Genomic DNA, 24574 nt, shown 5'->3' with positions numbered 1-24574 from the left:
ACGTTTTGTACTTTTATTTAATGCTTAAACTTGCCATGACGCAGATAGTGGATAGTTTGCTCAGCAACTATGCTGCTGTATCTCATGATGGCATGACCCACATCGATGGTAATAAAGTCGCTCATATGTTTGAGTTTTGTTGATTCCACTGACACTAAACCATCGTTTTCGCTGGTAAATAATGATTTAGTAAAAGTATTGCCTTTGGTGCCTGCAATCACGCCAGCGTTGATATCAATGTCTTCCAATTGCTGGCTAAGCCCTTGTGCAGTGGTTACAAGAGATTGACTAATCTCACCACCTAACGACATAAGCCAAGTGCCCTGATAATAATCAGCGACTTCACTGCCTTTGTTCGGGGTTCCCATCAACACAACCGCACCAAACCTGTCGCTAGCTAACAGCTGTTGATGGCTTTGCAAGTACGAGCGGATCACTAAGCCACCCAACGAGTGTCCAACAAAGTGAACTGTGTTGGCTTGCGTTGTTAAGCATTGATCTATTTGTTCGCTGGTTGAGTTAAAAACCGAATCAACGCTCTCACCAATCGTGTCATAGTCTAGCGAGCATACTTGATAGCCCGCTTTTTCTAGCTGCTGTTCAAGCCACCACATTGCAGTATCGCTGCGCCCTAAACCATGAGCAAGTACGATCAACTCTTGCTGATTAGATTTTTGGATTTGGCTACTCTGCTGTGAGCTTGTATGGCTACAACTCATTGCAAATAAAGCAATTACTATGGCTAGAAAATTTAATATTGATCTCATATTAGCGGAAACAAATAACGGCTGATTTAAAATACTGTGTCGGCTTCTTTGAATGCGGTAAAAGGTTATTGTTAGTTGAATCCTAGGTCAAGCTAAATTACACTGTCGGGTGTAAATTTAAAGAGGTTGATGATTTGTCAGAAATTAAGCCACGCGATAAGAGTAAGAAAAGAAACGCAATTTTAGATGCTGCGATTGAATGTTTTGTTGAACAGGGCTTTGAGCGTACTAGCATGGATTACATTGCAGAAAAAGCCTGTGCATCTAAGCGTACAGTATACAATCACTTCGCTAGCAAGGAATTGCTATTTAACGCCGTTATTGGCCGTTTTGTGGTAGCCAATGAGGAACAAAAGCAGATTGACTACAACCCAGACACTTCATTAATTTCACAACTTCGCCAATTTGCACAGCTAAAAATATCGATTTCTGAGGATGCTAAACAGTTGAGCTTTATGCGTATGGCGTTTGGTGTGTTATTAACTCACCCCGAAATCGCTGAGCAGGTAATGCAAAATACCGACAAAAGTGAAGATGGCTTACATAACTGGTTACAAGCTGCTGTAGATGATGGCAAATTGTTGATTAACGATATTGCACTGGCAGCAGAGGTGTTTTGGTCAATGTTTTCTTCGACATTTTTTTGGATGGCATTATTACAAGGGCCACAAGAAAAAGCGCGCTGCGAGCTGTTAACGCAAGAATTCCTAGAAACATTTTTAGCTAAATACCAAGTTGGTTGATTTTAGCCTCGCGTGATAGATGATATTTTATCCCTAGTGGATCGTAGTATGTATGAACCAATAAAATGCCGCAGTTAAGCGGCATTTTTTATTCTATATTTTTTAGTTTTGGCTAATCGTTAAAGCCAAATTGCACTTTATTAGCAGTTGTCTGTCAGTGGGCGAACAAACGGTTCTGTAGAAGCTGTCGGGCCAATGTAGTTAACAGAACAATTGGTTTCACTGGCGCTAACACCTTGTGGAATAATTCTAACAATTTCGACTAAACCACCGTCACTCACGGCACACCAACTCTCAGGGCAAGTCTCATTGGCGTTAAGCGGTTGAGTGTCTAAGTTCCGAATATTAGTTGTATTAACAAAATGCATGAGCGAGGTATTCCAACGGCCAAGTGGGTAGCCATTTAATAATGGTACATTGATTGTTTGCGAGCTGTCGGTAGTGCTAGGTAGCGCGATAGTATCTGAACCAGTAGTGGCATTTTCGATAGTGGCTTTTGCGTTGGCAAGCTCTATAGCGCCTCGAAGCGCACCTTCCATTCCCTCTAAAGCGGAAATACGAGCATCTCTGCTTAGGTTTATAAATCTAGGAACAGCAACCGCCGCTAAAATACCTAGAATCACGATAACAACAACTAACTCTATAAGGGTAAAACCCTTTTGCGATTGAACTTTCGGGGTACGGCTATTAAATAACAAAATAATACCTATATTTTTGTTTATTTATGACTAATCAATTCGATTGTGGACAAGCATCTTACTCAAAGCCACAAATAAAGATATTGATCACTATCAACACTTGGATAACTGCGCGAAAAACTTAGCAAAAGCTTATAGTTAACAAGTAAATATCACTTGTAAATTAATCGCTGGCGCGGATTTTAGACAATCATGACTGAAAAGAATATTGCTATTTTGTACAAACTAAGCAGGTCGGATGTCTGAATAGCCATTTCAGTTGTATGACTAGGTAATTCAATTGTATGAACGGATATAATAGCCTGCTCTTGGTATTACATCATGCGGGCTAGCACATTGTGTTTTAGCCAGCAGTGATGGTAAACCACTGCCAACAAATGTATTGATAGCAAACCAATTAATAGCCAGCTTAGGTAAAAGTGGCTAGTAGTCATAATGCTGGCAAGCTTTGGGTATACACCAAGAAATGGTGGAATCTCAATAACTGAAAAGTAGTGCAGGGTATGCCCCTCCAGGCTAGAACCAAGCCAGCCTGTCAGCGGTGTTAAAATGGCAAAAACGTATAACAATAGGTGCAATGTACGGGCAATTTTTAATTGCAATATTGTTGTCTTGGGGAGCAATATTGGCGAGTCATTTTTACAAGTGATACTCACACTATTTGCTTTTTTATTCTCTCTGTTTTCAGTGCTCTCAGTTTGGGCTTTGTTAGATTTTAGCGTTAACAGCCTCCATATTGTGCGTGTTAGCATTATTACCAACACACTAATGCCAAAGCCGACGTGCCAATCAATATAGCGTTCAAATTGCTCCCAGCCATAGTCGGTGTCTAAATCTGTCCAAGTGAACCAAATGCCTATTGATAGTGCAGGTAAAATGACTAAAACACTTAACCAATGAAAAACTTTAGTGATCACATCGTATTCTGGCTTTCTTGTCATGAGTGCACCTATTTTTATGCGGCTTGTTCTGAATGTGTCAGTAAAAACTCGATGCGATTTTTAAGTGGCCTAAATATTAATTCAGCGATTAATACTGCATAAAGAATTGAAATAGAGGTCAGCCCTATTTCATAAACATAACCTGGGGCATTTTCACCATTGAATGAATAGTATGATGCTTCAACTATGTCGGTAATTGCCCAGAAAACACCTGACGTATAGGAGTAAATGATTAAGCGCCTTAATACGGGTAAATGTTGATTAGCTTGTTTTATCTGCTTTGGCTGTTTAACAAACCAACTGATGGTTGCGAGCGACTGTAACGTTGGTGTAAAACCGCAGGTCATAAATGATAGTGACAATAGGGTGAGTATATTGAACGCTAACGCCCATACGTTAATAAATACGTTTAAGTCGTTCCATTCCCACGCAATAATTGTTGAGATCAACGCGATGATAATGGCGATACCAATAATGCCACCAATATTTAATGAGCCGTCACCAACGCTACTCTTAAACTCATCATCAAGCTCTGCTGGGGAAACACCAAATGCGGAAGCAATTGCCATACATGACTCATTGGAGCATCGGCCATCTTTTTCAGCGCGTTGAATGGTTCTTAAACTAATACCGCTAACTTCTGCTAACTGCTCTTGTGACCATCCATTTTCAGCGCGATACATTTTTAATTTGGTTGTTGAAATATTCATAGTACTTCCTTGATAAAACTTACAGAATTTATAACCGCAAATTCCATGACAGTGCTACGACAGTTTGCCGCCAACCGCTGTCATAACCAAGTTTCAGCACCAAGTATCTAATATAAATCGCTTTTCTGAGAAGTTTATCTTCATGAGCATAAGTTTTTTCGATAATGCTCTAACGTTTCTTTCGCTAGAGGGTGAAGCACTTATGCTGCTTATTCAGTGAAATTTGAAAGCTAGGTGAACGCTTTTTAGCCCTTATGTGAATTTGTATACAAATCGCGCAGTTTTGTGCACTGACCTCAAACTTAAACTCATGAATACTTAGCACCACTGACGAGCACATTAACTGTTGCTTGCTTATCAATGAAAATATGAGGTGTGTTATGAGTGTTAAAAGAATTACTTTCAAATCATTTGGTGTAGATCTAGTTGGCAACCTATACCTTCCTGAAGGCTTTGATGAAAGCAAAAAATACAAAGCAATTGTTGGTGCTAGTCCGTTTCCACAGGTGAAAGAACAAGTGCTTGCAACCTATGGCGTTGAGATGGCTAATCGCGGCTTCGTCTTCTTAGCATTTGATTACCTAGGAATGGGTGATTCGCCTGCACTTGCTGGCGAGCACAAACAGTCTCGATACATGTTTAGACTGATTGAGAACACCTGGGATGCCGTATCATACTTAGGCACTTTACCGTTTGTTGAAGAAATCTATGGACTTGGAGTGTGTCAAGGTGGCTCAATTATTTCATCAGCGGCAGTAACAGATCACCGCATCAAAAAGATAGCAACCGTTTCAGGCATGATGGCAGCCGATGCTTTTCAATGGATAGGTAGAGAAGTAACAGATGCCATGATCGGTGCCGCTAATGCTTCCAAGCAAAAGCAATATGAAACTGGAAACGCGGATTACACAGCACCATTTGGCTTGACCGATGAACAGTCAAAAGAAGAGTTTGTTGGAGCAGCAGAGTTTCCATCCATGGCTGAGGAAAGCTATAGCTATTATGGTCGAGATGGCTACAGAGGCCCTAAAGCGGTAGAGAACTATACCAATATGCATATTGCCGACCAGCCAATGCAGTCGCTATTTTCACTGTGTGAACACTATGCCGATAAGATTGTTCAACCAACTTTGGTTATTTACGGCAAAGATGCGCCGACAGCCATATGCTCAACGGCTTTTATTGAAAAGCTAACCAATGACCCTGAAGTTTTAGCGGTAGGTGAATTCAGCCATGTTGATTTTTACTTCAAACCAGAAGCAGTAAAAGTGTCAACAGATGCTGTTGCTGAATTTTTTAATGGCTAGAACTACTCAACCTCTAGCTTTCTCTTCAGAGAGTTAGAGGATGCTTGACCCTTAAATTGAACACAGACATCAAATAAAGACATCCTTTAAAAGCATTCTTTAAAAATACGCTTTAAAAACATAAATGAAATGAAATGATGAAAAATTTAACCGACATATCAAAGTTAGTAAACGCTCATCGAGTTCACCAAATTCGTTCGGGTACAACACACCGCTTTGTTGATATATCGATTGTCGAAGCGCAAGGGCGCTTTTTCGTGAGGCAGTACAAATTTGGTAAAAATAGCTGGTATAGTGCTTTTTTGAACGAGCCTAATGGTGAAATGAAATGCGGTGATACCGTCATCGCAATTAAAGGCGTTAAACCGAAGGATTTGGATGGTATTAATAAATCGGTTACTGGCGCTTTTTGGAAAAAGTATCACCTCATTTACGGGCTAATGAAGCTAGGCTTTAATACCAAAAAACACGAAGCTTCTACGCTAGAGCTTATTCCACAGTTATGAAGGTATCTGAAATGAAGAAAGTACATTTTAGTTCTATTCGTGAGTATCATGACTACTTTGATTTACCAGCGCCTGAGCACCCGCTTATTTCCGTGATGAGTATTTCGTCTGATGCGAGCTGTGTTGAAGAAGAGATAGAGCTGAGTAATGACTTTTATATCATTAGCTTGAAGCACATTATTGAGGGTGAAATTCATTACGGTCGCACCCTCTACGACTTTAATGGCAGCAGCTTAATATGCATGTCACCGAGACAAACCGTGCGGATTGCCAAACTCAATATTAAGTCAGATGCTAAAACCATTCTGATCCATGAAGACTTTTTACGCGGCACGAGTATTCAGCGCGCTATCGAAGCCGCTAATTATTTTACCTATGCCGTTAACGAAGCACTGCACTTATCGCCTAGAGAAGAAAATCTTGTTAAAAACATACTCGATACGCTTGAGCTGGAATATAACCAGAACCACGATGCCTTTAGTAAAGACATTATGGTGTCACAATTAACAACATTGTTAACGTACGCCGACCGATTCTATCAACGTCAATTCCAACAACGGATGGAAAGCCCAATGTCATCATTGGAAGAGCGATTTTTTAATTGTTTAAAAGCGCTGCCCTCTGATCATATTCCCTCTGTTGAAGAGCTAGCCGACAAGTTACATGTCACGCCGCGTTATTTGAGTGACGGGCTTAAAGTTGAAACTGGAAAAACCGCACTAGACAACATCCACGCCTATCAGATTGATAGAGCAAAGAATATGTTACTAGGCTCTGATGACTCGATAGCTACTATTGCCTATGCGCTTGGCTTTGAATACCCACAATATTTCGCGCGTCTATTTAAAAAGAAAGTAGGACAAACACCAACGCAATATCGAAACCAGTATCATTGATGAATAGCCACATTTGTGGGGTTTCATCAATTAGCCTATATCAGCACTTTACTTAGATTTTGATGATTAACGTAAAATGTTGGTTAACACCTCAATCAGCTCCTGATCTTGCCAATCATCTAGCGCATCTCCTACTTGAATTTCAAAGCGGCAGCTTTTATCACCTGTGTCCACAATTCTGTCGAATAACCAAATTTTGTCAGTTTTAGCGAGCGCAAGTGCTCTGCGTTCTAATTCATCCGCTTCAATAGGTAATTCAACTAAAAATCCATTGCACTGTACAGGGTAAGGAATAGCTTGGGAGCCAAACACTTGTTGAATTAAGTTGCTCAATTTGAGCGCTCGTTCATGAAATTCTGGAATTCTCGGCAAATAGTGTTCTATACCCCATAAGGCGGTTAATACATAAGGAAATGCCGTAAATAAATCCCCGCCTAATCGACTTCTCCAAGGCTTTACTTGCTCTATGAAATCTGAATTTCCAGCAATAATACCGCCAGCCGCTGCTCCAAGTGTTTTATATAAAGAGATGTATACGGAATCTCCAAGTGCGGCAACTTCTTCATATGGTTTCTTATAGTGACAAGCAGCTTCAAAAAGCCGTGCACCATCAATATGCAATGGAATGTTATTCGCTATCGAGAATTGCTTTAAGTTAATGAGCGATTGCCATGTTGGTAGTTTAAACCCAGCTCTTCTCGTCGGTAATTCTATACATATGGCAGAAAGGTCTTTCGGCAGCTTTTTGATATCTGTGTCGTCAATCGCTTGATCAGGTTTGCCGAACGTAACGGCCTCTAATCCTAATAGTTCTTTGTAGGCAAGCTCCTCGTCAACCTCCATATGAGATTGAGGGTGTATCGCAATTGTTTTTAAATTAGAAAGTGATGACCAGTGCAGCAACGCACTATGCTGACCAACCATACCTTTGTGAACAAAAAGCGCGCGCTCTTTTCCTAAAATACTTGCTATTTTTTGTTCAAGTAACTCAACGGTCGGTCCTGTGCCAAAGAAATCAACCTGTTGGTCGAGTACAGAGCTTTGCTCTATTCTTTCAATCCACTGTCTATGACTAAGTGGCTTGTGGCGAGTTAAGAATTTATTGCACTCCGACATTAGTGGGTGACCGAGTAAAATTCCTTTGTACATCCTGTATCCTTAGCTACTGAGTTTAAAATTAACAGTCTACATATAGCGAAAACTGCCGATTATTCAGTTTTCTCTTTATATTCACATAAATCTTCGATGATACAGCTACCACATTTTGGCTTACGGGCAGTGCATACATAACGGCCGTGCAATATCAGCCAGTGGTGAACATCGACCTTGAATTCTTTCGGCACGACTTTAAGTAGCTTTTGCTCGACTTCAACTACGTTTTTGCCCATAGCGAATTTGGTGCGGTTTGAAACACGGTCGATATGAGTGTCTACAGCTATTGTTGGCCAGCCAAAGGCTGTGTTCAGCACTACGTTTGCTGTTTTACGGCCGACACCCGGCAAGGCCTCTAAAGCTTCGCGGTTTTCAGGTACTTCGCCGCCATGCAAGTCCACCAGCATTTCACAGGTTTTTATGGTGTTTTCGGCTTTGGTATTAAACAAGCCAATCGTTTTGATGTAGTCCTTAAGCTTTTCTATACCTAAATCTAAAATGGCTTGTGGTGTATTTGCCACTGCATAAAGCTTTTCAGTGGCCTTATTAACACCAACATCGGTAGCCTGTGCTGATAGCAATACCGCGATTAGCAGCTCAAAAGGTGTTGAGAAGTTAAGTTCGGTAGTAGGGTGCGGGTTGTCATCTCTTAATCTAGTTAGAATTTCCAAGCGTTTTTCTTTGTTCATTTTTCTTATCTGTTATTGGTTTTCTTTTCTTGTATTGAATGTATTGAATGCATTGACCGTATTGATGAGTAAGGTAACTAGTGTGCCTTGCTAGTTTATGATTACTCGAATATCGAATGGTAACATTTTACTAAGTAAATCTGCTGCCTAGTTGCTAAATATCGACTTATAAAGCTAATACAAGCTATTACCCTTTATCCCGATAGTAGCTTGGCGTTACCCCTGTATTCTCTCTGAACATATAAGCAAATGCAGACGGGGATTCATAGCCAAGGTCAGTCGCGATTGTTGAGATTGCGTCACCATTACTTAGCTTGCTAATGGCAAGTTGTACATTTAATCGCTGTCGCCAAGCGTTGTAGGTAAGCCCCGTTTCTGCCTTAAAAAGTCGAGACAATGTTCTGCTCGAAGCGCCAACAATTTCTCCCCATCGTTTTAGATCATACCTATTCGACGGATTGTTTTGGATAATTGAGAGCATGGCAAGAAGTCGTTTATCTTGCGGGTAAGGTAGCTGTAGCTGTACTTTTGGCGCAGTAGCAAGTTTTAATTGAATGAGCGACAGTAGCAAATCATCTGCATCATTGCATTGATAGTCATTGCTGCAGCTTTTTGCTTCCAGAATGAGTGTTTTAAGAAAGTGATTAATTTCATATACACAACACTCGCTCGGAAGGGCATTGTCTGCATCATTGCGAATATAAAAGCTCGTAAGTTCCACTTCAGTAAGCGTTGTGACTTCATGGCTAATCTTGGGGAGCACCCAAACACCTTGCTCGGGCGGCACGATATATCTGTCAGTATCTGTGACAACAGACAAAACCCCTTTATTGGCGTAGATAAATTGCCCCCAGTCATGGCTGTGCCTTTTGACGGTTGTGCAATTGGCAATCGTTCGATTAACGACTTTAACGGGTCTGTCTAAGCTTTGTTCGCTCTCGATAGAGGGAGGAATAGTTGGCATAAATTCGACATATGTGTTCTCAATGTCGTTACCTTACCATTTGATTTACACATTAGCATGAACAACTTCAATCTATAGACGGGGTTAGCATGTTGGACGTGGTTACAATCATAATGTTTTTAGCGCTGGGAAGTATCGTTGGTTTTTTGGCGGGCTTACTTGGCGTCGGAGGTGGCGGGATATTAGTGCCAGCACTATCTTACTTCTTGATATGGTCAGGGGTAGGGGGCGACAGTCTTATGCATATTGCGCTGGGTACCTCAATGGCTTGTATTATCGTTACTTCGTTCTCTAGCCTACGTGCTCACCAGCAAAAAAATGCGGTTGTCTGGGAAATAGTAAAAGTTATGTCGTTTGGCATTGTTTTAGGCACTTTTGTCGCAACATATATCGCCTCCTATATAAATTCGCTTTATCTGGCAATACTGTTTTCATGCTTTATGTTTTGGACAGCAATTCGCATGATGAAAAGTAAGACTCATATAGAAAAACCGCGAACATTAGACAAAACTAATATGTTTTATGCTGCTAACGGTATTGGAGCGCTATCTGCATTGGTGTCAATTGGAGGAGGTTCGTTAACTGTTCCTTATTTGATAAAGCACAGTGTTGATGTAAAAAAAGCCATTGGTACGTCAGCTGCGATAGGTTTACCTATTTCAGTTACCGCCACCTTGGGCTATTTACTTAATGGTTGGAATGCCGACTTAGTTTATGCCGATTTAGCAAATGCCGACAAAATAGTGGCTTACACGATAGGGTTTGTGTATTGGCCTGCGGTTATTGTTATATCAATCACCAGCTTTTTCTTCGCTCCGCTGGGCGCAAAAGCGGCGCACTATTTACCTGTTGGTGTATTGAAGAAAATTTTTGCAGCGTTACTGATTTTACTGAGCATCAAGATGACGCTGCTTTTGTTATAGATAGTACCTAAATGTTGAGTAAGCTGGAGTTTTACCTGTATTTTCTTACTTGTGCTTTTTCGCTTGCTCTTTTAGCACTTCATTAATAAAGCTTTTACGACCATATTGGCGAGTGATAATACATTTGTCTAAATTAAACCCTCTTGCCGGGCAATACTCGCGGCCGTAGTAAATAATTTGTAGGTGTAAGTCGTTCCATTTTTCTTTAGGAAATAAGCGTTTTCCATCGCGCTCTGTTTGCTCTACGCTTTTGCCGTTTGATAAGCCCCAGCGATACATCAAACGGTGAATGTGGGTATCAACCGGAAATGCGGGTACATTGAAGGCTTGCGCCATCACCACTGATGCAGTTTTGTGACCAACCCCAGGCATTGCTTCTAATGCTTTAAAATCTTGTGGTACTTCACCGTTGTGTTGCTCGATAATCATTTGAGACAAGTGCCAAATGCCTTTTGATTTCATTGGTGATAAGCCACACGGTTTGATGATGGCTTTGATTTCATCAATGCTCATTTTCACCATATCGTATGGATTGTCAGCTTTAGCAAAGAGCTTAGGGGTGATTTGATTAACCCGTTCATCGGTGCACTGCGCGGATAACAGCACGGCAACTAAGAGCGTATAGGGATCTGTGTGATCTAACGGAATGGGGACTTCTGGATAAAGTTCATCAAGAATCTCAATGATTGCTTGTACTTTTTCCTTTTTAGAAATTACCTCTTTCTTTGAAATAGGCTCAAGCGCGTCAGTCATAATATAAATTCTCTAGTCTTTTCTGGTTTTTCTTGTAATCAGGGAGTAGCAGCGGCTGTGCCTTAGTTTTGGTTTGATAAGAACTCACCTAAGCGTACTGATGCATTGGTTTGTGCCTTGGCTTATGGCGTTGCTTTATGCTTCTGTGAGTTCCTTGTGGAGAGCTGCTCTAGTCGCGGCTATAATCGCCTTTTAGTCAAAATTAACCCGTACACGCTCAATGTTTTCTTGTTGCTCTGGCGCTGGTTGGCGCACAGCTGCTTGGCTATCGATATAGTTTTTTAAAGCGATTAAAAAGCCCATGCCAATAAAAGCGCCAGGCGGAAGAATGGCCAGTAGAAACTGACTATCGAGATGCAATACTTCAATACGCAAGCTGGTTGCCCATTCACCAAAGAGTAAATGTGCACCGTCGAATAACGTGCCTTGCCCTAGCAGTTCACGCATTGCGCCCAGCACAACAAGTACCACTGCAAAGCCAAGCCCCATCATTAAGCCGTCAAAGCTCGCTTGCTTGATTGGGTTTTTCGAAGCGTATGCTTCAGCACGGCCGATAATCGCACAGTTGGTTACGATTAGCGGTAAGAAAATACCTAGTGATTCGTATATTCCAAAAGTAAAAGCGTTCATTAAAAGCTGCACGCAAGTTACGAACGCGGCAATAATAAGCACGAAAATAGGGATGCGAATTTCTTTTGGTACCCAGTGGCGAATTGCCGATACTGTTGCGTTAGAGCCGATCAACACCAGTAAGGTTGCGAGCCCTAATCCCAATGCATTGGTAACTGTTGAAGTTACTGCCAGCAGCGGACATAAGCCAAGTAGTTGCACTAGGCCAGGGTTGTTTTTCCACAGTCCTTGCCATGCAAGTTCTTTATATTCTTCAGTTAGTTTCACTGCTCAACCTCACAGGCATTGGCTTGCTGAAATAGAGTGTCTTTGTGTTGTTCAAAGTAATTCGCGGTTTTTTTCACTGCTTTAACAACAGCGCGAGGAGTAATAGTCGCACCGGTAAACTGGTCAATCATGCCACCGTCTTTTTCCACCGCCCAGCGGCTACTTTCTAGCTCTTCTTTGCTGCGGTTGTTGAAGCCAAATATCCAATCACTTTTACGCTCTTCTACTTTATCACCTAAACCTGGGGTTTCTTGATGTTTAAGTACGCGCACAGCACCAAGCTTGCCATCAACATGCATTGCAACTATTAGGAAAATTTTTCCGCTGTAACCATCAGGAGCAACGCTAGTTATGGCAGCGGCCATCGGCTGATCGTTTTGCGTGGCGAGATAGGCAAGTTGATCATCTGAGCTGCCAAGTAATGGGTCATTAATAAGAACGCAGCGCTGCGACATATCATTATCGTGGATGTCGTCCGGCACAACGGCATGCAAGGTACTTAGCAGTTGTTTTTGTTCTTGTTGTTTTATGCGATTTTTAGTCAATTCAAAGGTCAGTGAAACCACCGCAGTACAAGCAACGGCGAATAATGCGAGAATCTTGGCATTATTGGTAATGGCTAATTTCATTGCTTGCCTCCCACCTGATGACCAAAGGTACGTGGGCGAGTGTATACATCAATTAACGGTGCCGCCATATTACAAAGCAATACGGCAAACGCGACAGCGTCTGGGTAGCCACCAAACTTACGGATCAAGAACACCAATAAACCTGCCAGAGCGCCAAACACTATACGACCTTTTACACTTGTTGCGCCTGAAACCGGGTCAGTAATAATAAAAAACGCACCGAGCATAGTAGCGCCCGACAACCAGTAAAACATGGTTGATGGGTTAAGATCTGGACTAATTAAATGAGCAATTAGGCTACAAACAAATAAGCTTGCTAGAAAGCTTAGCGGTGTAGATACAGGGATTGCTTTTTTTGCTAGTAGTAATAAGCCGCCAGCAAGGAAACCAAGGTTTACCCACTCCCAACCCAAGGCAAAGTGTTCACCAAATACCGGAGACTTAGCAGCTTCTGCTAATGTGAAGCCGGTTGCAAACGTCGTTTTTAACGTGTCCAACGGTGTTGCCATAGTGTAACCGTCTACATGCGTACGCAGTTGTTCCGCTGAATAACCTAGGCTGGTGCTTTCAGTGAAGATCATCCATAGGGTGTCAGTAAAACCATAGTCAATTGCCATCAGCGGAGCTGGCGGTAGCCAAGTGGTCATTTGCACCGGAAATGAAATGAGTAGCATTACATAAGCTGCCATAGCGGGGTTAAACGGGTTGTGCCCTAAGCCACCGTAAAGCTGCTTTACCACAAGAATGGCAAAGGCGGCACCCAATACCGAAATCCACCATGGGGCGACGGCAGGTAAACAAATGCCCAGCAGTACCGCGGTTAAAATGGCACTGCCATCCAGCAGTTCCGTTTTGATGGGTTTGTCTCGTAACGACAAGACTAAAAATTCGCACACTAACGCGGTCACAACCGCTAAGGCGATATGAATTAAATTACCCCAACCAAAAAAATACCATTGAGCGGCAATACCGGGAATGGTTGCCAAAATCACTAGGCGCATTAACGCCGAGGTTTGTTTTTGTATATGGTTGTGGGGTGAGCTTGCTATCCAAAATGCCATGGCTTATTTTGACTCTTCTCTTTGTTGCTTCTTTGCTTTGGCTTTGGCAACGGCCGCGGCGATACGTGCTTTTTTCTCGTCAGCAGCACTGCTGGTTGACTCTAAAGGTGCTGCTTGTTGTTCGGGCTGAATAACGGCTTCTTCTGTTTTAGCTATGCTGGTTGAGTTTTCTTCGATGCTTTTGCTGTCAGTGCTTTTGCTGTCAGTGCTTTCGCTTTCTAATGAAGCTTCACTCTTTGCCTCGCCCTCTGATTTAGCTTCAGTTTTTTGCTGAGCTAGCTTTTTCGCTTTGGCTTTGGCAACAGCATTAGCGATTCTGCGTTTTTTAGCATTGGCTGCATCATCAGAAGCACCTTGTGGCGCTGAATCTTGAGATTGCGCCTGACTATCAGGGATTTCTTCACTAGCGTCAGCGTGTTTGACTGCTGGCTCGCGCTTTGAGTCACTATGTGACAGCTCTGGCGAATCCGGTTCGGCTTCTGTTGCTTGTGCTTGTTTTTTAGCCTTGGCTTTAGCAATAGCGGCAGCAATTTTAGCTTTTTTGTTATCGGCGCTATCAGCACTGTCTGAAGCAGCTGACGGCTGTGCGTCTGCTTTAGCGTCTTCGCTTGTATTTTCTTGTGCGGCTTTTGCCTTTTTCGCTTTTGCTTTGGCGATAGCTGCGGCTACACGTGCATTCTTTGAAGCGTCTTTGGCTTGCTTATTCTCCGGCTCATGCGAAGCCTCAGCCGATATTGACGGGTTAGTGTCAGTATCCTTTTTACTTTCGACTTGTTGAGGTTTTTCAGCGGCGCTTTTCTGGTTAGCAGGTGAGTCCCCACTTTCAGCAGCTTTAGCAAGTTTCTTTGCTTTAGCGCGAGCGATTGCCGCAGCAACACGATCATCTTTTGCTGCAGCCGATGTTTCATTGCTCTGGTTTGTCTCTGCTGCGACACCAGCTTGTTGGGCTTGTGCTGCTTTTTTTGCTTTTGCTCTGGCAATGGCTGCAGCGGCTCTTGATTTCTCTGGGCTTGCGGTTTGCGTAGCTGCAGCCTTAGTCGCAGCTTCGGGTGTACCTTCTGATTGGGCTTTTTTCGCTTTTACGCGGGCAAGCGCAGCGGCAACAGCAGATTTTGCTGACGCACCTTCACCAGAGTCGGCATTCATCGCAGCTCTTCTTGCTTCCGACGCTTTGCGCTGTTTTTCTTCCCGTGCTTTTTTCTCACGTTCTAATCGAGCTTTACGCGCTTCAAAACGAGACTTTGCTTTTTCAGCTTTTAAGTCTTGCAGCTCTTGTTGGCGAATTTCTGCTTTTGCAATTCGGTAGTAATGCACCAACGGAATATGGCTTGGGCAAACATAAGCACATGCGCCACAATCAATACAGTCAAAGAGATTGAGTGCTTTGAGCTTGCTGTGATCTTTGGCTTTCGCCGACCATTGCAATTCTTGCGGTAGCAGTTTACTGGGGCAAACTTCCGCACATTGGCCACAACGAATACATTCAACTTCTTTGTTGTTTAAGTTAAGTTCGTGGCTGGCGGGCACTAACACACAGTTAGATGTTTTCACCACAGGTACCATATCGGTAGGTAGCGTGAAGCCCATCATTGGCCCGCCCATAATAACGGCTTGTTGTGAGCCGTTCACTTTTGCCGGCAGGCATTGGGTAATTAAGTCTTTTACTGGTGTGCCAATAGCCGCCCAAACGTTTTGTGGCTTCTCAAGCCCTTGGCCTGAAACCGTAACAACACGTTTGATTAATGGTGTATCGTGAATCACAGCTTCGGCAATGGCAAAACAACTGGCAACGTTTTGCATCACGATGCCTTGGTGAATAGGTAAACTACCGCTGGCGACCTCTTGACCTGTGAGCGCCTTGATTAATTGCTTTTCACCGCCGGTAGGGTAGATGGTTGGCAATACACACACTTTAACGTTATCAAGCTCTGCTGTCGCATTACGCAGTGCTTCAATTGCTTGCGGTTTGTTATCTTCAATGCCGATAAGCACCATACGTGGGATTAACAAGTGCTTTAAGATATTAATACCATCGACGATGGTTGCCGTTTGTTCACGCATCAATAAATCGTCAGCTGTAATGTAGGGTTCGCATTCGGCTGCGTTGACGATCAAAAAGTCAATATTAGGTTTGCTATCTACTTTGATATGCGTTGGGAAGCCTGCGCCGCCCATGCCGCTAATGCCAGCATTAGCAATTTTCTGGATAATTTCAGTGCGTGATAATGAGGTGAAATCTTCACAAACATGACGCTCTCGCCAGCTCTCGAGATTATCTGGCTTTAAGAAAATACAAAGCTCGCTTAGTCCCGAAGGGTGGGCGATAACATGTAAGGCAATTTTTTCGATGGTACCGCTGGTTGGCGCATGAATAGGCACCGCCATAGGTGAACTTGGTGAAGTTAATGGTTCACCTTTAAGGACGTGATCGCCTACTTTTACTTGAATATCGCCAGGTACACCGATGTGTTGCTGCACGGGAATAATTAACAGCTCTGGCAATTGCAACGGTTTGATCGGCTTATCGGCCGTCAGAAACTTTTGCTCGGGTGGGTGAACACCACCGTGAAACTTCCAGAACTGATTATTTTGGATTCGATTAATAATGTTTTGCACAGAAATACCTAATCAAGCTCTATGACTTTAATTCTACGACGGGGATAGCGTTTAGATCCCATTGCCAGTTGCGTGTGGTTTGGGCGATAGGGCGCATTTCGATACAATCAACCGGACATGGCGCAACACAGAGATCGCAACCCGTACATTCGTCACTAATAATGGTATGCATCTGCTTGGCCGCTCCGATAATAGCGTCAACCGGACATGCTTGAATACATTTAGTACAGCCAATACAGTCTTCTTCAATAATGAAAGCTACTTTAGGTGTATTGTCTTGCTCGTGGCTGGCATCTAATGGCTCGGGCTCTACGCCCATTAAGTCAGCGATTTTTTTGATGGTATCATCACCGCCAGGCGCACATTTGTTAATCGCTTCGCCATTGGCAACCGCTTCTGCGTATGGCTTACAGCCTGGGTAACCGCACTGTCCGCACTGAGTTTGAGGCAGCAAGGCGTCTAGTTGCTCAACTAAGGGATCGCCTTCTACTTTAAACTTTACTGAGGCGAAGCCAAGCAATGCGCCAAAGGCAGCAGCGATAACGCCAAGTACTAATATTGCAATAATTGCTGTCATTAAAATTTCACCAAACCAGTAAAGCCCATAAAAGCTAACGACATGAGTCCGGCGGTTATCATTGCGATTGCAGAGCCTTTAAATGGCGTTGGCACATCTGCATCTGCGAGTTTTTCGCGCATCGCAGAAAACATAATTAACACCAGTGAAAAACCAGCTGCGGCTCCAAAACCATAGACAATCGATGATAAAAAGTTGTGTTGTTCTTTAATGTTTAACAGGGCAACACCTAACACTGCGCAGTTAGTGGTGATCAATGGCAGGAAAATACCTAATAAACGGTACAAATTAGCACTGGTTTTATGCACCACCATTTCGGTAAATTGCACGACAACAGCTATCACCAAAATAAAGGCCATGGTTTCTAGGAACTCTAAGCCTAGTGGTGCCAGAATATAAGTGTGTACGAGGTAACTCAGCATAGAGGCCAAGGTCATTACGAATGTAGTCGCAAACGACATGCCGATGGCAGTTTCAGTTTTTGAAGAAACCCCCATAAAAGGACACAAGCCCAAAAACTGAACTAATACGAAGTTGTTCACTAATACTGTGCCGATCAGCAACAGCAGGTAATCAGTCATATAGGAAAAAGTTATCGGATAAATTCGCCATATTATCCGTGTTTATCGTCAAATTAACAACTTATGGATGGTAGGGTTTTTCACTTTTTTCCTTCTGAAAAGCTCAATGAAAAACCCTTTTTTGCCACATGAGTGGGATATTACGAAATTTAGATTGGTTTGGGTTTACCGATATAAAAGCCTTGGCAACCATCGATAAATAAGCGCTCCAACGTGTGTTTCTCTTCTTGGCTTTCAACACTTTCGGCAAGTACGGTAATACTGAGCCGGTGGGCAAGGTCGACCATCACGCGCAGAAAATACTGGTTGTTTTTATCATCATCAATATCGCGGGTATAGGTGCTGTCCATTTTGATAAAGTCTGGCTTTAAGTCACGGAAGAACTTAAATGAAGTTAAACCAACACCAAATCGCTCAACTGTGACACGTGAACCTGCACGATGAACCAAATCAATAAAACGCTTACTGGTTTTAATGTTTTGTTGCAGACCGAATTCTGTGATTTCAAAAATAATACGAGGTGCGATACTCGCTTCTCGCAATAGTTTACGCTCTAACCAGATCAAGAAGTGCTCATCACTTATCGAGCGCGCACTCACGTTAATACCAAAGCTTTGGTCGACGATATTCTTAGAGATGATCTCATTAATCGCGGTTTCAATGATTAACTTATCTACGGCAGTTATCTTATCGAGCTTTTCGGCCATCGCGATAAAAGATGCGGTTGGTAGCATCTCATCATTTGAATTTAAGAAGCGAGCCAGTACTTCGCCATATACTTTACTGTTGCGCGTTGTAGGCTGAATCGGTTGAACCAATAAACTGATTCGTTGGTTGTCTATCACGTTATCAATTTCTTGGCGCCAGTTTTGATTGCCTTGATTGAAGTCAGTATTTTTAAGTGCTTCAGAGTCTTTCTGAATATACCAAGCATTAATGTGTTGGGTTTGGGCAATACTGATGCCTGTATCGACTAGGGCAAGCAATTCACCTAGCGGCTTAGTTTGGTCAAAATAAACAAGGCCAGTGTAAGCAACAGAGTCAAGATCTGCACTTTGTTGGAATTCATTAAAGCGCTGAGTTAAATCGTTAGCAAAGTTTTCCGCCTCTTTTAGCGTAATGTTTGGCAAAATGGTAGCAAAGTCTGAGCTGCTTAGCTTAAACAGTCGGCCGGAGCGATAAGCCGTTACTGCACTTTGAATTAAGCTAGCGACATTTTTAATATAATTATCACCTTCATGGTAACCGTGAATCTGGTTAACGGTCTGCAATTCACTACAACGACTAATGACTAGCACCCCAAACTTAGTGGCGCTTTCTGGCTCTCGCAACGACTCATAATATTGTACAAATCGGTTTCGGTTATCCAAACCAGTTAAGTGGTCAGTGTAGGCGTGTTGCTCTAATACCGATGAAGTTGATACTTGCTTTTCTATTAATTGTTTAATTTCGGCTATGCCGGTTTTTAGTTCCGGTATTTCAATTAAGTCGTCATAAACTTCAGTGTCATTAGAGGAAATAAGTGATAAATCTTTTTTAATTTGGTGACTAATCGCCGACATGAACTTACCATTTTTGCGAACACTCATTTGTGCGGCGACAACGACCAATAAGATAATCAGACCGGTGAGTGAGAATAGTATTTTAAGTACAAATAACGAGTCTTTTGACGTATTTAATTGGTAGTTAATCATCAAGTCGACGGTGCTTAAGGAAACCTTTTGCGCCGGCGGTTGGGTCATCGGAAAGGTAAAGCCAGGACTTGGGTTGCTGTAACTGTAGATTTTTTCGCCGTCGTAGCTGTTGATAGTTAATTGGCTGTAGTCTTCACTTTTTCTAAGTACATTCGCTAGCTCTTTACTTTTGCCCAATTGCTGGGCGAAAGCACTAATTGCAGCTTGGTGCTGCTCGTGCTTTTGCATTGTGTACTCGGCCAAAAAAAACACTGAGAGTGCTGTACTTACGATAACAAATACAACGCCCAACAATATATTTCTCGCTAATAATTGAGAAAATGTGTACATGACTTTGCTATGGATCCTGTTGAGAATTGACGCTCTTTACCCTTATTTTATAACATGAATATCGATATAAAACTAACTTGTTGTAAATAATCATGTTATTTAGTTATAAGTGTTAAAAAACCCGACAATTCCCCGTTGTTTAAGACAAACAAATAAAACATCTCTTTTCCCGATTTTAACTTGCTTATATAGTGGGCTAACTATATAATTCCGCCCATCTAATTGAGCGACATGATTGCACTGAGAAGTTTACGTCTGCGTTTACTTTGATCATGAAGCTTTTCATTGATGCTGCTTTATTACAAAGCTGGTGCATCATTGAATACAATGGGCTCAGTGAAATTAAGGCCCCTTTTGTCGGGCCTTTTTTGTTTGTTGCGTTGTTACTATTCGGTCGCCGGCAAACAACAGCTTTATTTCGCTGGGCTTTATGCCCTTTTTTTATATCTGGAGATTTAGGATTGGCAAAATTCGAGCATAAGCTAACAGACATGCTACGCCCAGCTGTAGAGCAGCTTGGTAAAGAGCTTTTAGGTGTTGAATTTATTAGTGCGGGTAAGCACTCAATTTTACGATTATTTATTGATCATGAAAACGGTATTAACGTTGATGATTGCGCAGAGGTTAGTCGTCAGGTGAGTGCAATTTTGGATGTTGAAGATCCAATTAGCACAGAGTACAACCTAGAAGTATCGTCTCCAGGCTTAGACCGACCGTTATTTGATTTGGCACACTTTGAAGCCGTTGTTGGTGAAACTGTCGATGTCAAACTTGGCTTACCGTTAAATGGTCGTCGCAAGTTTAAAGGGGTACTAGAAGCCGTTGAAGCCGAGACACTTGTTGTTGTTGTTGACGGCGAAGCTTTTGAACTGCCATTTAGCAGTGTTGATAAAGCGAACCTAGTCCCACAGTTTTAATTATTGAGTAAGTAGAAGGCTAAAGAACATGAGTAAGGAAGTTTTACTGGTCGTAGATGCCGTATCGAACGAAAAAGCGGTACCTCGCGAGAGCATTTTCCAGGCGATGGAAACTGCGCTAGAAACTGCTACTAAGAAAAAATACGAAGGCGATATTGAAGTACGTGTTTGCATCGATCGCAAAACTGGTGATTTTGACACCTTCCGTCGTTGGTTAATTATCAATGATGCTGAACAAGAAATGGAAAACCCATTTGCTGAAATCAGCTTAGCTGCTGCTCAATTTGAAAACCCAGAATTGAATGTTGGCGACTACGTTGAAGAGCAGATTGAATCAGTAAAGTTTGACCGTATTACGACACAAACCGCTAAGCAAGTCATCGTACAAAAAGTACGTGAAGCAGAGCGCGCGTTAATTGTTGATGCATACCAAGAGCAAGTAGGTGAGCTAATTACTGGTGTTGTTAAAAAAGCAAACCGCGATAGCGTTATTCTAGACTTGGGTAACAATGCTGAAGCGATTGTTTACCGTGATGATATGTTACCACGTGAAGTCTTCCGTCCAGGTGACCGTGTTCGTGGTTTGTTATACGCAATCAAACCTGAAGCTCGCGGTGCACAATTATTCGTAAGCCGCACTAAGCCAGAAATGCTGATTGAATTATTCCGCGTTGAAGTGCCAGAAATTGGCGAAGAAATGTTGGAAATCAAAGGTGCAGCACGCGATCCAGGCTCACGCGCTAAAATTGCAGTAAAAAGCAATGACAAGCGTATTGACCCAGTAGGTGCTTGTGTTGGTATGCGTGGTTCTCGTGTCCAAGCGGTATCTGGTGAACTTGGTGGTGAGCGTGTTGATATCGTGTTATTCGACGACAACCCAGCACAATTTGTTATCAATGCCATGGCGCCAGCAGAAGTTGCATCAATTATCGTTGATGAAGACAAAGGTACTATGGATATCGCTGTTGAAGAGGGTAACCTTGCAATGGCAATTGGTCGTAACGGTCAAAACATTCGTTTAGCAAGCCAACTAACAGGTTGGGAACTAAACGTGATGACAGTTGACGACATGAACGCTAAGCACCAAGCGGAAAATGACAAAGTATTAAACCTATTCACTGAAAAACTAGATATCGACGATGAGTTCGCTGGTGTATTAGTGGATGAAGGTTTCACATCGTTAGAAGAAATTGCCTACGTACCTGTCAATGAGCTATTGGAAATTGATGGTATGGACGAAGATATCGTTAACGAATTACGTGAGCGTGCCAAAGGTGCATTAACCACTCAAGCACTAGCAAGCGAAGAATCATTAGAAGGTGCTGAGCCAGCAGAAGACTTATTGGCACTTGAAGGTTTAGATCGTCACTTAGCATTTGTACTTGCAAGCAAGGGTGTAGCAACACTTGAAGATCTTGCAGAGCAAGGTGTTGATGATTTAGTTGAAATTGAAGAACTTGATGAAACCAAAGCAGGTGAGCTAATCATGGCTGCTCGCAACATCTGTTGGTTTAACGAAGAATAGAACGCCGGGGGAATTATTTAAATGGCAGAAGTAACCATATCCGAACTCGCCAGTGAAGTCGGTACGCCGGTTGATACACTAATCAGTCAATTTGCTGAAACAGGTGTTACCAAAACGTCAAACGACACAGTAACCGAGCAAGAAAAAGAAGCGTTATTGACTCACCTGCGCAAGCAACACGGTGACGACAGCGACGCTCAGCCAAGCAAAATGACGCTTAGCCGCAAAAAGAAAACAACACTTTCTGTGGGTAGTGGCTCAAAAGCTAAACAAGTGCAAGTAGAAGTGCGTAAAACACGCACTTACGTGAAGCGCAGTGACTTAGAAGAACAGCAACAAGCTGAAGCGGAAGCTAAAGCTGCTGAAGAAGCAAAGGCACAAGCAGAAGCGGAAGCTAAAGCAGCTGCTGAGGCTGAAGCAAAAGCTAAGGCAGATGCTGAAGCGAAAGCTAAAGTAGAAGCAGAAGAGAAAGCTAAGGCGAAAGCGGAAGCGGACGCTAAAGCAAAAGAAGCGGCACAAGCGAAAGCACAAGAAATTGAAGCGGCAAAAGCTTTAACGCCTGAGCAACAAGCAGAAGCTGATGAAGCCGAGCGTATTCGTAAGCAACAAGAAGCAGAAGCAAAAGCCAAAGCGGAAGAAGAAGCGAAAGCGGCGGCAGAAGCGGCACGTAAACTTGCTGAAGAAAATGAAGCACGCTGGAAAGCTGAAGAAGAAGAGCGCAAGAAACACGAAAACGACGTGGTTCACGTAACATCTTCAGTATACGCGCAAGAAGCAGAAGATAAAGTTGACGCTGAAGAAGAAGGCGGCCGTCGTCGCAAGAAGAAGAAGCCACAAGACAAGCCAGTAAGAGCAGGCAAAGGTAAGAAGAAAACCCTATCTGCACCGCAAAGCTTGAAACACGGTTTCCAAAAGCCAGCTGAAACAAAAATGCAAGATGTACGCATCGGTGAAACGATTTCAGTCGCCGACCTAGCCAACAAAATGTCGGTAAAAGGTGCAGAAGTTGTTAAAGTCATGTTCAAAATGGGCGCGATGGCAACCATTAACCAAGTGATTGACCAAGAAACAGCTGCACTTGTGGCTGAAGAAATGGGTCGCAATGTTGTACTGGTTAAAGAGAATGCATTAGAAGAAGCAGTATTGTCAGATCGTGGTGATGCTGGTGAAGCTGAAAATCGCGCGCCAGTTGTAACTATCATGGGTCACGTTGACCACGGTAAAACATCATTACTTGATTACATTCGTGAAGCAAAAGTTGCAGCGGGCGAAGCGGGTGGTATTACTCAGCACATTGGTGCTTACCACGTAGATACTGATCACGGCATGGTCACTTTCCTAGATACGCCGGGTCACGCCGCGTTTACCGCAATGCGTTCTCGTGGTGCGAAAGCTACTGATATCGTAATCATTGTTGTTGCTGCCGATGATGGTGTAATGCCACAAACAATTGAAGCTATTCAGCATGCCAAAGCAGCGGAAGCGCCAATTGTTATCGCTGTTAACAAAATGGATAAAGAAACTGCTGATCCAGATCGCGTTAAAACTGAGCTTTCTCAACACGACATTATCCCAGAAGATTGGGGTGGTGATGTGCAGTTCGTTCATGTTTCTGCGAAAACTGGCCTTGGTATCGACGAGCTATTAGATGCTGTATTGCTTCAAGCTGAAGTATTAGAGCTTACGGCTGTTGTTGATAAGATGGCTAGCGGTGTTGTTGTTGAGTCTAAGCTTGATAAAGGCCGTGGCCCAGTAGCTACTGTACTTGTTCAAGAAGGTACCTTGAAGCAAGGTGATATCGTACTTTGTGGTTTAGAGTATGGTCGTGTTCGTGCAATGCGCGATGAATTAGGTCGTCAAATTAAATCAGCTGGTCCTTCAATTCCTGTAGAGATTTTAGGTCTTTCTGGCGTTCCGCAATCAGGTGACGAAGCAACGGTTGTTAAAGACGAGAAGAAAGCACGTGAAGTGGCACTTTATCGCCAAGGTAAATTCCGTGACGTGAAACTTGCTCGTCAGCAAAAAGCTAAACTTGAGAACATGTTCTCAGACATGGCAGAAGGCGATGTTTCTGAAGTTAACGTGGTACTTAAGTCTGACGTTCAAGGCTCACTTGAAGCGATTTCTGATGCGCTTGTGAAGTTATCAACTGACGAAGTTAAAGTGAAAATCATCGGCTCTGGTGTGGGTGGTATCACAGAAACTGACGCATCACTTGCTGCAGCATCAAATGCTATCGTGGTTGGTTTCAACGTTCGTGCCGATGCATCTGCGCGTAAAGTGATTGAAGCGGAAGGCGTTGATTTACGTTACTACAGCGTTATCTACGACTTAATTGACGAAGTGAAACAAGCGATGAGTGGTTTACTTGCGCCAGAATTCAAGCAAGAAATCATTGGTCTAGCTGAAGTACGTGACGTGTTCAAGTCACCGAAGTTGGGTGCAATCGCTGGTTGTATGGTAACTGAAGGTATCATTAAGCGTAGCGCGCCAATTCGTGTACTACGTGAAAACGTGGTTATCTACGAAGGTGAACTTGAGTCACTACGCCGCTTTAAAGACGACGTACAAGAAGTTCGTAACGGTACTGAGTGTGGTATCGGCGTTAAGAACTACAATGACGTTAAAGTCGGTGACCAAATCGAAGTATTTGAAACCGTAGAAGTTAAGCGTACGCTATAATAGCGTCACTTAGTTA

23 protein-coding genes are annotated in these 24574 nt (G+C 42.9%); 8 read left to right on the top strand and 15 right to left on the bottom strand.

All coding sequences use genetic code 11. The features are described 5' to 3' along the window. Positions 1 to 17 precede the first annotated feature (17 nt). The gene (locus tag ACSLUR_RS15240) at positions 18 to 719 is read right to left on the bottom strand and encodes an esterase/lipase family protein (RefSeq protein ID WP_448555955.1); all 702 of its coding nucleotides are present in this window, start codon (positions 717 to 719) and stop codon (positions 18 to 20) included. A 182-nt stretch (positions 720 to 901) separates the two neighbouring features. Between ACSLUR_RS15240 and ACSLUR_RS15235 the strand changes: the two genes are divergently transcribed. Then, positions 902 to 1510 carry a TetR/AcrR family transcriptional regulator gene (locus ACSLUR_RS15235; protein ID WP_448555953.1) on the top strand — a complete coding sequence of 203 codons (609 nt, stop codon included), beginning with the start codon at positions 902 to 904 and terminating at the stop codon, positions 1508 to 1510. Positions 1511 to 1650: 140 nt separating this feature from the next. On the opposite strand, the gene ACSLUR_RS15230 is transcribed toward ACSLUR_RS15235, so the two are convergent. The 3 genes from ACSLUR_RS15230 to ACSLUR_RS15220 all read right to left on the bottom strand — a co-directional run bounded on the left by ACSLUR_RS15230 (position 1651) and on the right by ACSLUR_RS15220 (position 3859). Continuing rightward, the gene (locus tag ACSLUR_RS15230) at positions 1651 to 2208 is read right to left on the bottom strand and encodes a type II secretion system protein (RefSeq protein ID WP_448555951.1); all 558 of its coding nucleotides are present in this window, start codon (positions 2206 to 2208) and stop codon (positions 1651 to 1653) included. 314 nt (positions 2209 to 2522) lie between these two features. Continuing rightward, positions 2523 to 3149: a cytochrome b gene (locus ACSLUR_RS15225; protein WP_448555949.1), complete on the bottom strand. Its 627-nt coding sequence runs from the start codon at positions 3147 to 3149 to the stop codon at positions 2523 to 2525. Between the two features lie 14 nt (positions 3150 to 3163). Then, positions 3164 to 3859 (bottom strand): helix-turn-helix transcriptional regulator, encoded by a 696-nt coding sequence (locus ACSLUR_RS15220; protein ID WP_448555947.1) that lies wholly within the window; start codon positions 3857 to 3859, stop codon positions 3164 to 3166. A 380-nt stretch (positions 3860 to 4239) separates the two neighbouring features. Between ACSLUR_RS15220 and ACSLUR_RS15215 the strand changes: the two genes are divergently transcribed. From ACSLUR_RS15215 to ACSLUR_RS15205, 3 genes are all read left to right on the top strand, one after another. Then, positions 4240 to 5166: an alpha/beta hydrolase gene (locus ACSLUR_RS15215; RefSeq protein WP_448555945.1), complete on the top strand. Its 927-nt coding sequence runs from the start codon at positions 4240 to 4242 to the stop codon at positions 5164 to 5166. Between the two features lie 134 nt (positions 5167 to 5300). Continuing rightward, entirely contained in the window at positions 5301 to 5672 is a 372-nt protein-coding gene (locus ACSLUR_RS15210) for a DUF2255 family protein (protein ID WP_448555943.1), read from the top strand. Between the two features lie 11 nt (positions 5673 to 5683). Beyond that, a complete protein-coding gene (locus ACSLUR_RS15205) occupies positions 5684 to 6568 on the top strand; it encodes a helix-turn-helix domain-containing protein (protein WP_448555941.1) in 885 nt (294 codons plus the stop codon). 66 nt (positions 6569 to 6634) lie between these two features. Here ACSLUR_RS15205 and ACSLUR_RS15200 read toward each other — a convergent pair whose 3' ends face one another. From ACSLUR_RS15200 to ACSLUR_RS15190, 3 genes are all read right to left on the bottom strand, one after another. Then, positions 6635 to 7717 carry a threonine aldolase family protein gene (locus tag ACSLUR_RS15200; protein ID WP_448555939.1) on the bottom strand — a complete coding sequence of 361 codons (1083 nt, stop codon included), beginning with the start codon at positions 7715 to 7717 and terminating at the stop codon, positions 6635 to 6637. Positions 7718 to 7776: 59 nt separating this feature from the next. After that, complete coding sequence (gene nth, locus ACSLUR_RS15195; protein WP_448555937.1) at positions 7777 to 8409, bottom strand: endonuclease III; 633 nt, start codon at positions 8407 to 8409, stop codon at positions 7777 to 7779. 187 nt (positions 8410 to 8596) lie between these two features. After that, positions 8597 to 9373 (bottom strand): AraC family transcriptional regulator, encoded by a 777-nt coding sequence (locus ACSLUR_RS15190; protein ID WP_448555935.1) that lies wholly within the window; start codon positions 9371 to 9373, stop codon positions 8597 to 8599. An 89-nt stretch (positions 9374 to 9462) separates the two neighbouring features. Here ACSLUR_RS15190 and ACSLUR_RS15185 point away from each other — a divergent pair, with 89 nt between their 5' ends. After that, positions 9463 to 10296, top strand: a complete 834-nt coding sequence (locus ACSLUR_RS15185) for a sulfite exporter TauE/SafE family protein (protein ID WP_448555933.1) — start codon at positions 9463 to 9465, stop codon at positions 10294 to 10296. Between the two features lie 45 nt (positions 10297 to 10341). Here ACSLUR_RS15185 and nth (ACSLUR_RS15180) read toward each other — a convergent pair whose 3' ends face one another. The 8 genes from nth (ACSLUR_RS15180) to ACSLUR_RS15145 form a co-directional block, all read right to left on the bottom strand. Continuing rightward, positions 10342 to 11049: an endonuclease III gene (gene nth, locus ACSLUR_RS15180; protein WP_448555931.1), complete on the bottom strand. Its 708-nt coding sequence runs from the start codon at positions 11047 to 11049 to the stop codon at positions 10342 to 10344. 192 nt (positions 11050 to 11241) lie between these two features. Beyond that, complete coding sequence (gene rsxE / locus ACSLUR_RS15175) at positions 11242 to 11946, bottom strand: electron transport complex subunit E (protein ID WP_448555929.1); 705 nt, start codon at positions 11944 to 11946, stop codon at positions 11242 to 11244. Continuing rightward, positions 11943 to 12575 carry an electron transport complex subunit RsxG gene (gene rsxG, locus ACSLUR_RS15170; protein WP_448555927.1) on the bottom strand — a complete coding sequence of 211 codons (633 nt, stop codon included), beginning with the start codon at positions 12573 to 12575 and terminating at the stop codon, positions 11943 to 11945. The genes rsxE and rsxG overlap by 4 nt, the downstream gene beginning before the upstream one ends. Next, on the bottom strand, positions 12572 to 13636 hold the full coding sequence (gene rsxD, locus ACSLUR_RS15165; RefSeq protein ID WP_448555925.1) for an electron transport complex subunit RsxD: 1065 nt from the start codon (positions 13634 to 13636) through the stop codon (positions 12572 to 12574). Before rsxD ends, rsxG begins: the two co-directional genes overlap by 4 nt. Before the next feature lie 3 nt (positions 13637 to 13639). Continuing rightward, a complete protein-coding gene (gene rsxC, locus ACSLUR_RS15160; protein ID WP_448555923.1) occupies positions 13640 to 16252 on the bottom strand; it encodes an electron transport complex subunit RsxC in 2613 nt (870 codons plus the stop codon). Positions 16253 to 16271: 19 nt separating this feature from the next. Further along, a complete protein-coding gene (gene rsxB, locus ACSLUR_RS15155; protein WP_116000643.1) occupies positions 16272 to 16829 on the bottom strand; it encodes an electron transport complex subunit RsxB in 558 nt (185 codons plus the stop codon). Continuing rightward, entirely contained in the window at positions 16829 to 17410 is a 582-nt protein-coding gene (rsxA, locus tag ACSLUR_RS15150; RefSeq protein ID WP_116000642.1) for an electron transport complex subunit RsxA, read from the bottom strand. Before rsxA ends, rsxB begins: the two co-directional genes overlap by 1 nt. A 149-nt stretch (positions 17411 to 17559) precedes the next feature. Further along, entirely contained in the window at positions 17560 to 19434 is a 1875-nt protein-coding gene (locus ACSLUR_RS15145; protein ID WP_448555921.1) for an EAL domain-containing protein, read from the bottom strand. Between the two features lie 461 nt (positions 19435 to 19895). Between ACSLUR_RS15145 and rimP the strand changes: the two genes are divergently transcribed. From rimP to infB, 3 genes are read left to right on the top strand one after another with little or no spacing between them, the layout of a single operon-like run. Beyond that, complete coding sequence (rimP, locus tag ACSLUR_RS15140) at positions 19896 to 20351, top strand: ribosome maturation factor RimP (protein WP_116002404.1); 456 nt, start codon at positions 19896 to 19898, stop codon at positions 20349 to 20351. A 28-nt stretch (positions 20352 to 20379) separates the two neighbouring features. Next, positions 20380 to 21876 carry a transcription termination factor NusA gene (nusA, locus tag ACSLUR_RS15135; RefSeq protein WP_116000640.1) on the top strand — a complete coding sequence of 499 codons (1497 nt, stop codon included), beginning with the start codon at positions 20380 to 20382 and terminating at the stop codon, positions 21874 to 21876. 21 nt (positions 21877 to 21897) lie between these two features. After that, a complete protein-coding gene (gene infB / locus ACSLUR_RS15130; RefSeq protein WP_448555918.1) occupies positions 21898 to 24558 on the top strand; it encodes a translation initiation factor IF-2 in 2661 nt (886 codons plus the stop codon). Positions 24559 to 24574 lie beyond the last annotated feature (16 nt).

Source organism: Thalassotalea montiporae (genome assembly GCF_053485855.1).
The sequence above is the reverse complement of the archived record's forward strand: the minus strand, read 5'-3'. Positions and strand labels throughout refer to the sequence as shown.

Excerpts from the sequence above, each read along its gene's own strand:
- rsxD (WP_448555925.1), bottom strand. The coding sequence starts at position 13,636 with ATGGCATTTTGGATAGCAAGCTCACCCCACAACCATATACAAAAACAA.
- ACSLUR_RS15200 (WP_448555939.1), bottom strand. The coding sequence starts at position 7,717 with ATGTACAAAGGAATTTTACTCGGTCACCCACTAATGTCGGAGTGCAAT.
- ACSLUR_RS15215 (WP_448555945.1), top strand. The coding sequence starts at position 4,240 with ATGAGTGTTAAAAGAATTACTTTCAAATCATTTGGTGTAGATCTAGTT.
- rsxG (WP_448555927.1), bottom strand. The coding sequence starts at position 12,575 with ATGAAATTAGCCATTACCAATAATGCCAAGATTCTCGCATTATTCGCC.
- ACSLUR_RS15205 (WP_448555941.1), top strand. The coding sequence starts at position 5,684 with ATGAAGAAAGTACATTTTAGTTCTATTCGTGAGTATCATGACTACTTT.
- rsxB (WP_116000643.1), bottom strand. The coding sequence starts at position 16,829 with ATGACAGCAATTATTGCAATATTAGTACTTGGCGTTATCGCTGCTGCC.
- nth (WP_448555931.1), bottom strand. The coding sequence starts at position 11,049 with ATGACTGACGCGCTTGAGCCTATTTCAAAGAAAGAGGTAATTTCTAAA.
- ACSLUR_RS15190 (WP_448555935.1), bottom strand. The coding sequence starts at position 9,373 with ATGCCAACTATTCCTCCCTCTATCGAGAGCGAACAAAGCTTAGACAGA.
- nth (WP_448555937.1), bottom strand. The coding sequence starts at position 8,409 with ATGAACAAAGAAAAACGCTTGGAAATTCTAACTAGATTAAGAGATGAC.
- nusA (WP_116000640.1), top strand. The coding sequence starts at position 20,380 with ATGAGTAAGGAAGTTTTACTGGTCGTAGATGCCGTATCGAACGAAAAA.
- ACSLUR_RS15240 (WP_448555955.1), bottom strand. The coding sequence starts at position 719 with ATGAGTTGTAGCCATACAAGCTCACAGCAGAGTAGCCAAATCCAAAAA.
- ACSLUR_RS15225 (WP_448555949.1), bottom strand. The coding sequence starts at position 3,149 with ATGACAAGAAAGCCAGAATACGATGTGATCACTAAAGTTTTTCATTGG.
- ACSLUR_RS15220 (WP_448555947.1), bottom strand. The coding sequence starts at position 3,859 with ATGAATATTTCAACAACCAAATTAAAAATGTATCGCGCTGAAAATGGA.
- ACSLUR_RS15145 (WP_448555921.1), bottom strand. The coding sequence starts at position 19,434 with ATGTACACATTTTCTCAATTATTAGCGAGAAATATATTGTTGGGCGTT.
- infB (WP_448555918.1), top strand. The coding sequence starts at position 21,898 with ATGGCAGAAGTAACCATATCCGAACTCGCCAGTGAAGTCGGTACGCCG.
- ACSLUR_RS15185 (WP_448555933.1), top strand. The coding sequence starts at position 9,463 with ATGTTGGACGTGGTTACAATCATAATGTTTTTAGCGCTGGGAAGTATC.
- rsxA (WP_116000642.1), bottom strand. The coding sequence starts at position 17,410 with ATGACTGATTACCTGCTGTTGCTGATCGGCACAGTATTAGTGAACAAC.
- ACSLUR_RS15210 (WP_448555943.1), top strand. The coding sequence starts at position 5,301 with ATGATGAAAAATTTAACCGACATATCAAAGTTAGTAAACGCTCATCGA.